Below are 14,079 nucleotides of genomic sequence, written 5' to 3' on the forward strand. Positions count from 1 at the left end.
TGCGAAGCCGTGCCTGACGACTACAGGCCCTTGGACACGAGGAACTTCGCCGTGTCGACCATGCGGTTGGAGAAGCCCCACTCGTTGTCGTACCAGGCCATGACCTTGAGCATGGTGTCGCCCATCACGAAGCAGTTCGTGGCGTCGAAGATGGCCGAGTGCGGGTTGCCGTTGTAGTCCACCGACACCGTCTGCGCGTCGCTGAACTCCAGCACGCCCTTGAGCTGCGTGGCCGCCGCCTTGCGGAACGCCTCGATGACCGCTTCCGCGGTGACCTTCTTGGTGGTGTTCACCGTCAGGTCCACCAGCGACACGTTCGGGGTGGGCACGCGCACGGAGATGCCGTGCATCTTGCCCTTGAGCTCCGGGATGACCTCACCGATGGCCTTCGCGGCGCCGGTGCTGGTGGGGATCATGGAGAGCGCGGCGGCGCGGGCGCGGCGCATGTCCTCGTGGGTGAGGTCCAAGATGCGCTGGTCGTTGGTGTAGCTGTGCACCGTCGTCATCAGGCCGTGCTCGATGCCGAAGTTGTCCACCAGCACCTTGGCGATGGGCGCCAGGCAGTTGGTGGTGCACGAGGCGTTGGACACGATGTGGTGCTTCTTCGCGTCGTACTGATCGTGGTTGATGCCGTACGCGATGGTCAGGTCCGGGCCCTTGGCCGGCGCGGAGATGATGACCTTCTTCGCGCCCGCCTTGAGGTGCTTCTCCGCGCCCTCGCGGCCGGTGAAGCGGCCCGTGCACTCCAGGACCACGTCCACGTCCATCGACTTCCAGGGCAGCGCCGTGGGGTCCTTCTCCGCGGTGACGGCGATCTCCCGCCCGTCCACCACGATGCCCTTGTCCGTCGCCTTCACCTCGCCCGGCCACGTGCGGTGCACGGAGTCGTACTTGAACAGGTGGGCCAGCGCCGACGGCTTGTCGAGGTCGTTGATGGCGACGATCTCGAGGTCTTCCTTGCGGCTGAGCGCGGCGCGAAGGATGCAGCGACCGATACGTCCGAAGCCGTTGATGGCGATCTTGGTGGCCATGGTGTCCGTTCTCCTGGTCAGCAGGAGTGGGCCCTCACGGCCCACCCGTCATGAGTCTCGTAAAGAAGGCGGGCGACCGTAGGCAGGCGCCCCCGCCGAGTCAACGCTTCGCGTGGGCCTTCGCGCGCGCACGCCGGAGCTGAACAATCACCCCGACCAACAGCCAGAGCCCGGAGGCCGTTCCCGCCTCCGCCGCCCCGCATCCACAGCCGGTGTCCGCCTTGCCGAAATATTCGTTTGGCAGCAACGGAACGACCGTCGGTTCGGGAGGGGGCGGCTCCACCGGCGGATCCACGGGAGGATGGGGATTGCGCTCCTGGACCGCCACGCAGGACGTCAGCGGCCGGGGACTCACCGCCGGCGTCACCTCCGCGTCCGGCAGGGGGGGCGCCGGGGCGAGCCCCGTCGTCGCCAGGAACGCGCCCACCAGCCGCGACCGCTCCCGGTTCGACGCGAGGCCCTCGAAGGGGAAGCCCAGCACCAGCACCTGTCCCGCCGGCGCCGTGCCGGACACCAGCCCCGCGCCCAGCGCCGTCCCGGCGTAGCGCAGCACGTCCCTGCCCCCGCCCGTCGGCGCCAGCACGTCGGTGACGCCCACCGGATAGGCCCCGAGCGTCCCGTCGTCCAGCGGCGTGGCGGTCAGGTCCGAGAGGAAGCCGCCCACCGAGCCCTCCAGCCGAAGCACCGGCGCCCCCGTGCCGATGGAGGCCCTCAGGATGTCTGAAAGGAAGAGCTGATCCTCCGCGCTGCCCGCCGCGAGCGCGGACACGGTGCGGCCACCCGACAGCATCAAGTGTCCGCCCCCGGTGACGAACGCGCGCAGGGCGTCCTGTTCGGTGCGCGTCAGCCCCGCGCCCTCCACGCCGCCGCGCCCGGTGGACCAGTCCACCAGTTGGTAGCCCGAAGGGGACACGAGCCCTGTCGCCACCGCGTTGCCCGTCGCGCTGTCGAAGGCCACCGCCGCCTGGGCGAACGCCGCGCCGTGCTGGCGCAGGTAGCTGCCGTCGTTCATCGCCTCCAGGTAGACGCGCAGCGGGGCGGACAAATCATACGGCGTCAGCGTCTCACCGCAGGCCACCGTCGCGTCCAGCCGCTCGTACGCGTTGACGAGCAGCGCGCGCGGGGCATCCCCCACGCGCACGCCCACCGTGGCGGACGGGAACGATTCGCCGCCCGCGTTCACCGCGGCGACGCGGAAGTAGCGCAGCGTGCCGGCGGCCAGCGTGACGGTGGCCTCGGTGTTCGTCACCGCCGTGCCCTCGTCCCATGCCCGGCCATCCGCGCTCTGGTAGAGGCGGTAGCCCGTCGGCGCATCCGTGCCCTGCTCCGAGGCGACCTGCGGCGGCGCGGTCCACTTCACCTCCACCGCGCCCGGCGTCGCGTTGCGCGCGGCCACCGCGCCCGGGGCCTCCGGCGGCAGGTGCACCGCCACGCTGTCACGGGCCGCGAAGTACTTGATGAGGCCCTGCACGATGGCGCGCGCGGCCACGTGGCGGATGCGGGCCTCCTTGAGCTTCGCCGCGTCCGCCGTGTTGTCGTGGTACGCCATCTCCAGCAGCACGCTGGGCATCTCCGGGTTGTGCGTGGGGTTCACCTCGCCCAGGTTCGCCGAGCGCAGGGTGCGCACCCGCCAGGCCGGATCCACCTCGCGCTTCAGGTCCGTCTCAATCTGCGCTAGCAGCGCCCTGGCCATCACGTCGCTGTCCTTCACGCCCGTGAAGTTGAGGGTGCCGTCCACCGGGTTCGGCCCGTAGACGTACGCCTCCGTGCCCACCACGTTGCCGGTGGTGGACGCGTTGGTGTGCCACGCCACGTAGACGGCGTCCTCGCCCTCCTCGTGCAGCCACGCGGCGAAGCGCGGCCGGGCCGTCACGTCCGCGTTGCGCTCGTTGGACAGCGCATTGGCCCCCGTCGGTGCGTACACGGTGAAGGGCGCCCCGCTGTACTGCACGTGGTAGCGCGCGCTCTCCTCGAAGCGCGGACGCGGAAGCGGTCCCTGCGCCGCGTCTCCCATGAGCCCCCGGCCGCCGCCCAGCCGCACCGCGTCCACCGACAGCGTCGCGCCCGTGCCCGCCGCCGAGTCGTTCCGCAGCTCCACCGCGCCCGAGTCCGGGTGTTGCCCCGCCTTGAAGTAGAAGCGGCCCAGCAGCACCCATGTCCCGCCGTGGCGGCGCTGGTTCACGCGGAAGTGACTCTCCCCGCCCGCGTGCTTCACGACGTAGTGCGCATCCTGCGCGCGCGTAGGGTCCGCGCCGTAGGAGACATAGACGTTGTAGGCCGCGTCCGCCGGCACGTCCGGCGTCCACGTCGCGCTCGCGGTGACGGTGGCCGCCGTGTCCAGCGTGCGCGTGGTGCCCAGCGTGAAAGGCTCCACGTTGTTGGCCATGGGCACGGGCGGAGCGCCCCAGCCCTTCTGTTCGGAGGCATGGAAGCGCCCAGCGTCACCAGCCTCCGCGTAGCCCGCCTGACCGTCATCCACGATGGCGAGCAGCGGGTTCAGGTCCGTCTCCCGCACCGGCACCACCGTGGCGCCCGCGCCCACCAGCAGGGGCAGCAGCTCCTGGGACACCACCTCCGCGGAGATGAAGTCCTCCACCACGCCCCAGGTGTTGCCCCGCTGCGTCGCCCAGCGCTTCAGCCCGTTGTCCCGGTAGAAGCCGTGTCCCGGGCTCAGGTAGATGACCTTGCCGGACAGCGCGCCCTCGCCCAGGCGCGTCTGCGGCACGCCGGCCGTCTTCACGTTGGCTTTGGCGCCCCGCGCTTCACGCCGCACCACCGGTGGTTCCTGGGAGGACAGCCGGTGCTGCTCGTGCGCCCGGGGCTCCGGTGCTGGCAGATAGTGAACACCCGGCGGCTCCAGGCCCAGATCATCCCCCTCGAAGCTCGGGGGGGCGGCGGCCTGCGCTCGCGCGACGGCACCGGTGCACAGCAGGGCCAGCGCCACCGAGCGCGACCAGGACGGAAAGGACGTTCGCATCACGCGGCCGACCTTACCCGTTCACTCAGGAGCGGCAATCGGACCCGTGGGTGCTAGCCTGCCGCACCCTTCACCCTCCGATGACCGTTCCTGCACCACACCGTCCCCAGTTTCCCTCCCGCCGCAGCAACGGACTGTTCGCCTCGTTCGGACATGCGTGGGCGGGCCTCATCCACACCGTCGCCTGGCAGCGCAACATGCGCATCCACCTCATCTCCGGCGTGCTGGTGGGGCTGGTGGGCAGCGGCATCCCCCTGGGGCTCGCGGAGAAGGTGACGCTCATCTTCTGCGTGCTGCTCATCTTCTTCGCGGAGATCCTCAACAGCGCGCTGGAGCAGCTGGTCGACCTGGCCGTGCAGCAGTTCGACGAGAAGGCCCGGCTCACCAAGGACGCGGCCGCCGCGGGCGTGCTCGTGCTCGCCGGGGGCACCGTCGTCATCTTCGCCGCCATCCTCATCAACTACTGGGAGACGGTGCGCACCAACACCGACGCCATCTTCCGGCAGGTCGCGCTGGGGCTGCCCCTGGCCGGATGCGCCACGGTGCTCGTGTTGCCCCAGCCTCGGCCCGTGGCCGTCGATGTGCTCGCGTTCCTCACCGGCTGCGGCCTGCTCGCGCTGACGGCGCCCACCTCCGCCAGCCTCGTCTTCACCGCGCTCACCGCCGCGCTGCTCTTCATCGCCGGAGCGGCGGCCCGCGAGCGCAGGCGCCATCCCCAGCCCTGAGACACAGCGCGTCAAATCCTGAAGCGTGGAGACAAAAAAACCGGCGGTCGCCGGTTCGCTCCCACCACCTTGCGGGCGGGGACCCCGGAACCGGTCCGGAGCCCGCTCACCCGCGAGGGTCTGTCGTGCATCCTAACGGGCTACGCGCGCTGCTGCCACTCCGGCACGGCCTCGGGTGTCGGCTGGGTGGCACCTGCCTTGTCGCCCTCCCGCAGGTCGGTGGTGACCAGCTCCAGCAGCTCCGTCGCGATGCCGATGACCTGGTGCGGCGTGTAGCCGGCTGCGCGCAGCTGATTGAAGAAGGTGCGCGCCAGGATACGGGTGCCCTTTTGGTCGGTGCTCACGGGAATTGCCTCCGGAATCGGGCCCAGGCCAACGGGCGCCGCGTCATCACTCGGCTGCTGAGTTCAACCGGCGTGCCAGTCGTTCTCTTCCAAACGGATTCCCCAACAGTCCCCAGGGGTTGAAGCCCGGAAGTGGACGGCACGGGAAGTGGAAGGTGCGAAGGGGGTTACGCACCCGGACGTCCGCTCCGCCCGCGAAGGGGAAGCAGGGTGCATCAGCGGGTACGCACCTACCCTGGGGCCTGCGGACGAGCGTCTCGTCTTTTCAAGTGCTTGCATTCCCTGGGGTGGCTGGAGCACATACGCGCCCCCACCGAGGAGCAAAACCAAGATGGCGTACCGGGTGAACAACATCGGGCTGTGGCTGGACGAGCCGGAGGAGCTGCTCGGCCAGCGCGCCGCGGAGAAGCTGGGGGTCACCCGGAGCGACCTCTCCTCCGTGCGCGTGGTGCGCTCGGTGCTGGATGCGCGCAAGAAGGGCAGCCCGCGCTACATCTACACGCTGGAGGTGGAGCTGGCGCCGGGCAGGAAGGCGCCGAAGCTGCCGCCGGATGTCAGCGAAGCGCCGCCCCCGCCGGAGCTGCTGCCGCGCGTGAAGGAGCCGGAGAAGCTGCCGCTGATCATCGGCACCGGACCCGCCGGGTTGTTCTGCGCGCTGGGCCTGCTGGAGCGCGGCGTGCGCAGCATCCTCTTGGAGCGCGGCCGCGAGGTGGTGACGCGCCGCAAGGACGTGGCGAAGCTCATGCGCGACGGGTCCCTGGATCCGGAGAGCAACATGAACTTCGGCGAGGGCGGCGCGGGCGCGTACACGGACGGCAAGCTGTCCACGCGCATCAACCACCCCATGGTGCGCAAGGTCATCGAGGCGTTCGCCCGCTACGGCGCGCCGGATCACATCCTCATCGAGGGCAAGCCGCACATCGGCTCGGACCTGCTGCCCGGCGCGGTGGCGAAGCTGCGCGACGAGCTCATCGCGGGCGGCTGCCAGGTGCACTTCGAGCAGCGCGTGGACGACCTGCTCTACCGCGACGGCCACATCGCGGGCGTGAAGATGGCGGACGGGCGCACGCTGGAGAGCGACCGCGTCATCCTGGCGCCGGGCAACTCCGCGCGCGAGCTGTACGAGCGCTTCGCCGCCGACGGACAGGTGAGCGTGGAGGCCAAGCCCTTCGCGCTGGGCTTCCGCGCGGAGCACCCGCAGTCGCTCATCAACGGCATCCAGTACGGCGCCGCCGCGAAGCACTCGAAGCTGCCGCCCGCGGACTACAAGCTGGCGGAGAACCTGGACGTGGACGGCGAGGTGCGCGGCGTCTACTCGTTCTGCATGTGCCCCGGCGGCATCGTGGTGCCCACGCCCACGCAGGACGGGCTGCAGTGCACCAACGGCATGAGCAACTCGCGGCGCAACGCGAAGTTCGCCAACGCGGGCATCGTCGTGTCCGTGTCCGTGGCCGACTTCGAGCGCGAGGGCTTCCGGGGTCCGCTGGCGGGCCTGGAGTTCCAGCGCCACTGGGAGGAGAAGGCCTACAAGCTGGGCGGAGGCCGCTTCTTCGCGCCCGCGCAGACCATCCCGGACTACCTGGCCGGCCGCGTGAAGAAGGACCCCGGTGACACCAGCTACCGCCCGGGCCTGGCGCACACGGACCTGAATCAACTGTTCCCGGAGCGGCTGACGCAGTCGCTCAAGGCGGCGCTGCGCACCTTCGACAAGAAGATGCGCGGCTTCATCAGCGACGAGGGCAAGCTCATCGGCATCGAGAGCCGCACCAGCTCTCCGGTGCGCATCACCCGGGGCAACGACCTGCAGTCGGTGTCCATGCGCGGCCTGTATCCGGCGGGCGAGGGCTGCGGCTACGCGGGCGGCATCGTGTCCTCCGCCATTGATGGACTGCGCATCGCTGAGCAGATTGCCACCGAGCTGACTTGAGGTCCCCTCCCCTTCCGGGCAGGGTGGCCGGGGAGGGAAGAACCCATGGCGTACCGCGTGCGCACCCCTGACGGAGAGCTGATGTTCCCCTCGCTGGGCGACATCGAGCGCGCCTACGTGCAGGGGCTGGTGGACCCCGACGACGAGGTGCGCGAGGACGGCTCGGAGAAGTGGCGCAAGGCGTCCTCGCTGCCCGTCCTGGCCCACGCCCGCAGGCCCCAGGCCGCGAAGGACTCCCGGGCCCAGACGCTCACGGTGCTGGGCGCGGTGGCGGTGGGCGTGTTCGCGCTCGTGCTGCTTGTCATGGGCAGTTCCTGGAATGTGCGCATGCTGGGCATCGCGTTGGCCCTGGTGGTCAGCGGAATGCTCACGCGGGTGACGTTCAAGGCCTACAAGCGGCCCCCGCCCGTCCCCTGACGCCGCTTCCTCCCCTGCCCTCCGGGGCAGCGGGAAGGCCCCCGCCGACAGCAGGCCCCACACGGCCCATCTTCCAGGGAAGGCGCCCTCCAGGGTGCCTTCCATCGCGCTGGAGGAGGACCGCACCTTGCTCAGCACCTACCTGTCCCGAGAAGCCGCCCGGAAGCTTCGCCATGGAGCGCCCTGGCTGCGCCGCGAGGACATCGTCTCCATGGAGGGCGAGCCGGAGCCCGGCACGCCCATGCAGCTCAAGGACGAGGATGGACAGGTCCTGGGCCTGGGTGACGTGGACCTGGAGGCGTCCTACGCCGTGCGCCGCCTGGGCCTGCCGGACGAGGCCGTGGAGGGGCTCATCCCCCGCCACGTGCGCCACGCCTTCGAGCGCCGCGCGCGCCTGGTGGACGACCCGCGCTTCTGCCGCATCGTCAACGACGACGGCGACGGGCTGCCCGGCCTCATCGTGGACCGGTATGATCAGCACTTCGTCGTGCAGACGCTCACGCGCTCCATGGACGCGCGCCAGGAGGAGATCACCCGCACGCTGGGCGAGGTGACGGGAGCGGCCTCCGTGCTGCTGCGCAACGACACGCACCGGCGCAAGGCCCTGGGCCTGCCCGCGCAGCGACCGCACGTGATGTACGGGACGCCGCCGCGCTGGTGCCGCCTGCTGGAGATGGGCGCGCGCTTCACCGTGGACCTCACGTACGGCCGGGGCACGGGCTACGGGTATGATCACCGCGAGCTGCGCCGCTTCCTGGGCCGCACCGGCAACGGGGACCGCGTGCTGGATGTGGCCTGCAACGTGGGCGGCCTCTTCGTCCACGCGGGCAGACATGGGGCCAAGCAGATCCTCGCCTTCGACGGCAACGCGGACTCCGCGGACCTGGCGCGCGAGAACGCGGAGGCGAACGGACTGCTCGGCAGGGTGACGGTGGAACAGGGCGAGCCCCTGGCCGTGCTGCGGGCCCTCAAGGACACCTTCGACCTGGTGCTGCTGGACACGCTGGGGGTGGCCGCCGAGGAGGACTTCATCGAACAGGTGCGCCTGGCCCTCCGGCGCACCCGCCATGGCGGCAGGCTCCTGGTGGTCGGTTATCACCCACCGCTGGCCCTGGGGTCGTTCACGGAGGCCGTGGCCACGGCGTGTGAGCTGGAGGCGCGCATCGCCTTCCGGCTGGTGCGGATGGGCCTGCCGCCCGACCACCCGGTGCCGGTCGGCTCCCCGGGCGCCGAGTACCTGGAGGCGGTGGCGCTCGAGGTGAGCTGAGCGGACACCCGAGGGGCCCTGAGCGACTTGTCTCGCCTGGAGGGCCCCCTCCGGTGGTAGTGTCCGCGCCGCGATGACTACCGAAAACGAAACCCAGGCCGCGTCTTCCACCCCGGAGGCTTCCGTCGAGACCGTCCGCAAGGTGTACGCGGTCGACCTGCGCGAGAAGGACCGCGTCAACACCGTCTTCCGCGTCACCAAGAAGGAGAAGGTGAACGCGCGCAGCGGCAAGGTGTTCCTCTCGCTGTCCCTGGCCGACAAGAGCGGCACCGTCGACGCCCGCGTCTTCGACAAGGTGGACGCGCTCGAGCCCACGTTCCAGAGCGGCGACTACGTCCTCGTGCAGGGCGGCGTCATCGTCTTCCACGGCCGCACCCAGGTGGTGGTGGAGGCCGTGGAGCGGCTGGATCCGGAGCCGCTCGACCCCAAGGAGTTCGAGCCGCCCGCGGCCCCTCCCGCCGAGGCGAAGCCCGCCGCGGAGGCCAAGGAGCCCCGCGAAGCGAAGGAGCCGCGCGAAGCGAAGGAGCCCAGGGAGGCCAAGGCCCCCGAGGCGGCGAAGGAGCCCCGCGAGCCCAAGCCGGAAGCCCGTCACGAGGGCGGCGGTGGCCCGCGCGCGGTGGGGCAGATCCGCGAGTTCATCAACGAGCGCGTCAACGACCCGTACGTGAAGCAGCTGCTGGTGGCGTTCCTGGACGACGCGCAGGTGTCGGCGGGACTGCCCGTCGCTCCGGCGGCCAAGGGCGTGCACCACGCGTGGCGCGGAGGCCTTTCCGAGCACGTCCTGTCAGTGATGCGCCTGACGCTGCGCGTGTCGGACCACTACCCCATGGCGGACCGCGACCTGCTGCTGGCGGGCGCGTTCCTGCACGACGTGATGAAGGCGGGCGAGGGGTCCTCCGACAAGGGCTTCGAGAACACCGACGAGGGTCGGCTCGTGGGCCACGCGGTGCTGGCGGCGCAGAAGATCCGCGAGAAGACGCTGGGCATCCCCGGCTTCCCTCCCCTCCTGGAGCAGCACCTGACGCACCTGGCGATCTCCCAGCAGGGCGCGGGGGGTTCCGCCGGGGCCCGGGTGCCGCTGACGCTGGAGGCGCAGATCGTCGATTCGCTCAGCGCGCTCGACACACGCATCTCCTCGTGGGTGGAGGCCATGCAGCGCGATCCGAACGAGCGCTGGACGGAGCACCTGCGGGCCTATGATCGCGCGCTCTGGAAGGGCTCCGTGCCCACCGGTCGCGGCCGTGCGCCCGTGGAAGGTGGCAGCGGCCGTCGCAAGCACCGCGAGGAGAAGCGCAAGGCCCGGGGCGACAAGGCTCCGCAGGCGCCTGCTGGCGCCGAGGGCACCAGCGCTCCCGCGACCGAGGCGAAGGAGGCCCGTCCGGAGCGTCCGCCGCGTCCTCCGCGCGAGCCTCGCGCCGAGCGTCCCCCGCGCGAGGACCGTCCGCCCCGCGAGGAGCGTCCGGCCCGTCCGCCGCGCGAGGACCGTCCGCCGCGCGACCCCAAGAACCTGCCCGGCGAGTTGACCTTCAAGCCGTTCAGCGCGCTGGCGCCGTCCGCGCCCGCGAAGTCCGGTGGTGAAGGCGAGGGCTCCTCGGAGGGCTGAAGTCCATGGCGAAGCGGCTGGGAGAGCGGTTGATTGAGGCCGGCCTCGTGACGCCAGGGGCCGTGGAGCAGGGACTGGAGCACCAGAAGATCACCGGCCACAAGCTGGGGGACTGTCTGGTGGAGCTGGGCCTGCTCCAGGAGGCCGCGCTGCTGCGGCTCCTGGCCAACGAGTTCCAGACCCGCTTCGTCACCGCGGACAAGCTGGCCAAGGTCCGCATCGACACGAAGGTGCTCGACAAGCTGCCGGTGCGGCTGGCGGAAGCGCAGAACGTGCTTCCGCTGGCCATTGATCCGGAGCGCCGGCTGTTGTCGGTGGTGGCCGCCGAGCCGCAGAACAAGTCGCTGCTCGACGAGATCGCGCTCGTCACCAACATGTCGGAGGTCTACGCGTACATCGGCCTGCGCAGCGCCATCTCCGCCGCCATCCGCAAGCACTACTACGGCGACCCCACCGCGTTCACCGCGCTCCTGGAGGGTCCGCACGGCGGCGGGCCCCGGCGTCCGGAAGCCCCCGCGAGCAACAACGGAAGCTCCGACTCCGGCCGCAGCGGCACCTCCCCCGGGCGCAGCACCACCACCAGCCTGCAGATGCGGCTGGAGACGGACGCGCGGATGCGCCTGCGGGGGCCCGGCAGCGGCACCCAGGTGCGGGCCGCCACGCAGCGGCGAGAACCGGGTGGCCCGCGCGGACTCATCAGCGACTCCGACTACGTGGAGACGCTGAGCCTGATGGTGGGCCTCTTGGAGCAGGACCGGCCGCGGCACCGGGGACACTCGGCGCAGCTCGCGCGGCAGGCGGGCATCGTCGGGCAGCGCATGGGCATGCCCCACAAGGAGCTGGCGGCGCTCTCCATCGCCGCGTACCTGCACGACCTGGGCAAGCCCGCGGAGCGGCACTTCTCGCTGGCGAGCAACGCGGCGAACGCGGAGTGGAAGGCCCAGGCGAAGGCCAGCTACCGCGCGCCGACGAAGCTCTTCGAGACGGTGCACCTGCCCACGCAGGTGAACACCATCCTCGCGCAGCTCTACGAGGCCTGGGACGGCTCCGGCACGCCCCAGGGCGCCAAGGGCGAGGACATCACCCTGGGCGCGCGCATCCTGGCCGCAGTGGACAGCTTCCTGGAGCTGACCAAGAACCCGGGCAACGCGCACGGCCGCGTCTTCACCAAGCAGCAGGCGCTGGAGCACCTGCGCAAGCACGCGGGCATCCTCTACGACCCGGTGGTGGCGGACATCGTCGGCCAGCTCCAGAGCGGGGAGCTGCTGGTGCACCGACTGACCAGCGAGGGCCGGCAGGTGCTCATCGCGGAACCGGATGAGACGACGCGCGGCGAGCTGCTGGAGGCGGTGCTCAAGCAGGAGCTGGTCGCGCACGCGCTGTCCACGCTGGATGGCGCGCTGGACGGCCTGGCGCGGCAGGACTGCGACGTGCTGGTGGTGAGCCTGCGGCTGGGACAGCAGGAGGTTTTGGACCTGCTGGAGGCCGCGCGCGCCGCGCCGGAGAGCGCGGGCCTGCCCATCGCCGTGGTGGGCGAGCCGGATGCGCAGGCGCGCGAGCGGCTGCTGATGGCGGGCGCGACAGCGGTGCTCGCTCCGGGCGACAAGGCGGAGGTCGCGCGCACGGTGCACACGCTCTTCCAGGACCGGGTGCAGCACAACGGCCCGGGCCGGGTGGTGCGCGGCAGCTTCGACGAGCTGCCCCCGCGCGAGCTGCTCCGCACGCTGGGCGGAGGCCGCAAGAGCGGCAGGCTCCAGCTGCGCCACCACACGCTGGAGGGCTTCCTGCACCTGGAGCGGGGCCGCGTCGTCTTCGCCTCCTTCGGCGGACACGCGGGTGAACCCGCGCTGCAGGCCCTGCTGAAGCTGAAGCAGGCGGACTTCCTCTACGATCCGGACGCGCTGCTGCTGGACATGCCGCAGCTCGACCAGGACCTGGAAGCCCTGGCCGGCGCGGTCAGCGCAGGGTGAGGTTGAAGAGGCGGGCCGCGTTGGCGGTGGTGACGCTGGCCACCTCCTCCAGCGGGACGCCCTTCAGCTCCGCCATCTTCTTCGCCGTCTCCAGCACGTGCGCGGGCTCGTTCTTGCGGCCCCGGTGCGGCACGGGCGCGAGGTAGGGACTGTCCGTCTCCACCATCAGGCGCTCCAGCGGCGCGAAGCGCACCGCGTCCTGGAGGGCCTCCGTCTTCTTGTAGGTGATGACGCCGGACAGCGACAGGTAGAAGCCCCGGTCCAGGTAGCGCCGCGCCGCGTCCGTGTCGCCGGTGAAGCAGTGGATGACGCCGTTCGTGACGTCCTCGGCCGCCAGGGCCGCGTCGCAGTCCTCATGCGCGTCGCGCACGTGCACCACCAGCGGCTTGCCCAGGCGCTTCGCCAGCGCGCACTGGCGCCGGAAGACGGTGGCCTGCACGTCGCGGGGCGAGTGGTCGTAGTAGTAGTCCAGCCCGGCCTCGCCCACCGCGCGCAGCTCCGGACGGGCGCAGGTGCGCTCCAGCACCTCGAAGTCCGCCTCGGTGGCGCGGGCGGCCGCGTGCGGGTGGATGCCCAGCGTGGGCGACAGGAAGTCCGGGTGACGGGCGGCGATCTCCAGCGCGTTGCCCCAGTCCCCGGGGTTCTCGAACTGCCCCACCAGCACCGCGTGCACCAGGCCGGCGGCCCGGGCGCGCTCCAGCACCACCGCCACGTCCGCGTAGTCCTTCGGCTCCAGGTGGCAGTGCGCGTCGACCAGTCTCATGGGCCCTCCCGAAACAGCTCTTCCAGCTCCAACCGCGCCTCTTCCGAAGCGAAGGTGGCCACGGCCGCGCGCACGCGCTCCTGCCCCTCCGCCACGCCCAGGCGCCACACGCCATCCGCCGCGTCCAGCCGGTCATCCTCGGGGGCGGCGCGGTTCTCCAGGACGGAGAGCAGCCAGGGCAGCGCCCGGGCATCTCCCAGCCGGCCCAGGCCCCGCGCGGCGGCGCCACGGCAGGGGTCCTTCGCATCCTCGAGGATGTCCTTCAAGCGCTCCAGCGCGCCCGGCACCTTCAGCTCGCCGCACAGCTCCACCGCGAGCGCCCGGTCCGCGCTCCACTTCTTGCGCGTGCGCTGCATCAGCCAGTCCGCGCCCTCCGGAGCCCCCAGCTTCATCAGCACGCCCGCCGCCTGCGTCTTGTCGAACGCGGGCAGCAGCCACTTGCCGAACAGCTTCTTCACCGCCGGCAGCGCCCGCACGTCCTCCAATTCCGCCAGCGCGCCCAGGGCCCGGAAGCGCAGCGTGTCCACGTCCAGCGCGGCCACCAGCACGTCCAGGCCCGCGGGGTGCTTGAGGGCGGCGATGCCGCGCGCGGCCTCGAACCGCACCTCCGGCGTGGGGTCCTCCAGCATGCCGGCCAGGGCCCCGCGCGCGTGCGGCAGCGCCAGGTCCGCCAGCCGCCCGGTGGCCTCCAGCCGCACCCGGGTGTCCTCGTCGCGCAGGCGGGGCAGGAGCGTGTCCGGAAGCTGATCCGGCGGCAGCACCACCGACGCGAGGCTCACCCCGGAGCGGCGCACCTCCGGCTGCGAATCCGCGAGCAGTCGCACCAGCGCGTCCGTGAACTCCGCGACGTGCGCGGACTCCTCGGAGGCCAGTTGGAAGAGAAGATCCGCCGCCTCGGCCCGGCTCACTGGACGCTTCTCGCGCTCCAGGGTCAGCAGGGCGCGATCCCGTTCGGCACGCCAGTCCACCACGTCTTCTCACCTCGCTGCCGGGAGCGGTGAACCGCCCGGTGTGTCGTGTTCCTGGAACAACCCGTCCGGCCGCGGGCTATTTCT

General features: G+C 71.3%; 11 protein-coding genes. 6 read left to right on the forward strand and 5 right to left on the reverse strand.

Going from position 1 to position 14,079, the window contains the following annotated elements:
* Positions 1-20 precede the first annotated feature (20 nt).
* Entirely contained in the window at positions 21-1,031 is a 1,011-nt protein-coding gene (gene gap, locus D7Y13_RS00980; protein ID WP_120531096.1) for a type I glyceraldehyde-3-phosphate dehydrogenase, read from the reverse strand.
* Between the two features lie 100 nt (positions 1,032-1,131).
* Entirely contained in the window at positions 1,132-4,008 is a 2,877-nt protein-coding gene (locus tag D7Y13_RS00985) for a golvesin C-terminal-like domain-containing protein (RefSeq protein ID WP_120582471.1), read from the reverse strand.
* Between the two features lie 80 nt (positions 4,009-4,088).
* On the opposite strand from D7Y13_RS00985, the gene D7Y13_RS00990 reads away from it, so the two are divergent.
* Positions 4,089-4,733, forward strand: coding sequence for a diacylglycerol kinase (locus D7Y13_RS00990; RefSeq protein WP_120531098.1), 645 nt, complete (start codon positions 4,089-4,091; stop codon positions 4,731-4,733).
* A gap of 140 nt (positions 4,734-4,873) precedes the next feature.
* Here the strand turns inward: D7Y13_RS00990 and D7Y13_RS00995 are convergent, their stop codons facing one another.
* The gene (locus D7Y13_RS00995; RefSeq protein WP_233595317.1) at positions 4,874-5,077 is read right to left on the reverse strand and encodes a hypothetical protein; all 204 of its coding nucleotides are present in this window, start codon (positions 5,075-5,077) and stop codon (positions 4,874-4,876) included.
* A gap of 331 nt (positions 5,078-5,408) precedes the next feature.
* Here D7Y13_RS00995 and D7Y13_RS01000 point away from each other — a divergent pair, with 331 nt between their 5' ends.
* The 5 genes from D7Y13_RS01000 to D7Y13_RS01020 all read left to right on the forward strand — a co-directional run bounded on the left by D7Y13_RS01000 (position 5,409) and on the right by D7Y13_RS01020 (position 12,261).
* Entirely contained in the window at positions 5,409-7,004 is a 1,596-nt protein-coding gene (locus tag D7Y13_RS01000) for an NAD(P)/FAD-dependent oxidoreductase (RefSeq protein ID WP_120531100.1), read from the forward strand.
* Between the two features lie 45 nt (positions 7,005-7,049).
* Positions 7,050-7,421 carry a hypothetical protein gene (locus tag D7Y13_RS01005; RefSeq protein WP_120531101.1) on the forward strand — a complete coding sequence of 124 codons (372 nt, stop codon included), beginning with the start codon at positions 7,050-7,052 and terminating at the stop codon, positions 7,419-7,421.
* A gap of 127 nt (positions 7,422-7,548) precedes the next feature.
* Positions 7,549-8,688, forward strand: a complete 1,140-nt coding sequence (locus D7Y13_RS01010) for a class I SAM-dependent rRNA methyltransferase (RefSeq protein ID WP_120531141.1) — start codon at positions 7,549-7,551, stop codon at positions 8,686-8,688.
* 73 nt (positions 8,689-8,761) lie between these two features.
* A complete protein-coding gene (locus D7Y13_RS01015; RefSeq protein WP_120582472.1) occupies positions 8,762-10,291 on the forward strand; it encodes a 3'-5' exoribonuclease YhaM family protein in 1,530 nt (509 codons plus the stop codon).
* A 5-nt stretch (positions 10,292-10,296) separates the two neighbouring features.
* Positions 10,297-12,261 carry an HD domain-containing phosphohydrolase gene (locus D7Y13_RS01020; protein WP_120582473.1) on the forward strand — a complete coding sequence of 655 codons (1,965 nt, stop codon included), beginning with the start codon at positions 10,297-10,299 and terminating at the stop codon, positions 12,259-12,261.
* On the opposite strand, the gene D7Y13_RS01025 is transcribed toward D7Y13_RS01020, so the two are convergent.
* A complete protein-coding gene (locus D7Y13_RS01025; protein WP_120531104.1) occupies positions 12,248-13,024 on the reverse strand; it encodes a TatD family hydrolase in 777 nt (258 codons plus the stop codon). The genes D7Y13_RS01020 and D7Y13_RS01025 overlap by 14 nt on opposite strands.
* A complete protein-coding gene (locus D7Y13_RS01030) occupies positions 13,021-13,995 on the reverse strand; it encodes a HEAT repeat domain-containing protein (RefSeq protein ID WP_199732673.1) in 975 nt (324 codons plus the stop codon). Before D7Y13_RS01030 ends, D7Y13_RS01025 begins: the two co-directional genes overlap by 4 nt.
* Between the last annotated feature and the right edge of the window lie 84 nt (positions 13,996-14,079).

The sequence above is a fragment of the Corallococcus praedator genome (assembly GCF_003612125.1).
GTDB classification, from domain to species: Bacteria; Myxococcota; Myxococcia; order Myxococcales; family Myxococcaceae; genus Corallococcus; species Corallococcus praedator.

Bases quoted from the DNA above. Each gene is read 5' to 3' on its own strand.
- D7Y13_RS00990 (WP_120531098.1), top strand. From the start codon at position 4,089: ATGACCGTTCCTGCACCACACCGTCCCCAGTTTCCCTCCCGCCGCAGC.
- D7Y13_RS00985 (WP_120582471.1), bottom strand. From the start codon at position 4,008: ATGCGAACGTCCTTTCCGTCCTGGTCGCGCTCGGTGGCGCTGGCCCTG.
- gap (WP_120531096.1), bottom strand. From the start codon at position 1,031: ATGGCCACCAAGATCGCCATCAACGGCTTCGGACGTATCGGTCGCTGC.
- D7Y13_RS01015 (WP_120582472.1), top strand. From the start codon at position 8,762: ATGACTACCGAAAACGAAACCCAGGCCGCGTCTTCCACCCCGGAGGCT.
- D7Y13_RS01025 (WP_120531104.1), bottom strand. From the start codon at position 13,024: ATGAGACTGGTCGACGCGCACTGCCACCTGGAGCCGAAGGACTACGCG.
- D7Y13_RS01020 (WP_120582473.1), top strand. From the start codon at position 10,297: ATGGCGAAGCGGCTGGGAGAGCGGTTGATTGAGGCCGGCCTCGTGACG.
- D7Y13_RS01000 (WP_120531100.1), top strand. From the start codon at position 5,409: ATGGCGTACCGGGTGAACAACATCGGGCTGTGGCTGGACGAGCCGGAG.
- D7Y13_RS01005 (WP_120531101.1), top strand. From the start codon at position 7,050: ATGGCGTACCGCGTGCGCACCCCTGACGGAGAGCTGATGTTCCCCTCG.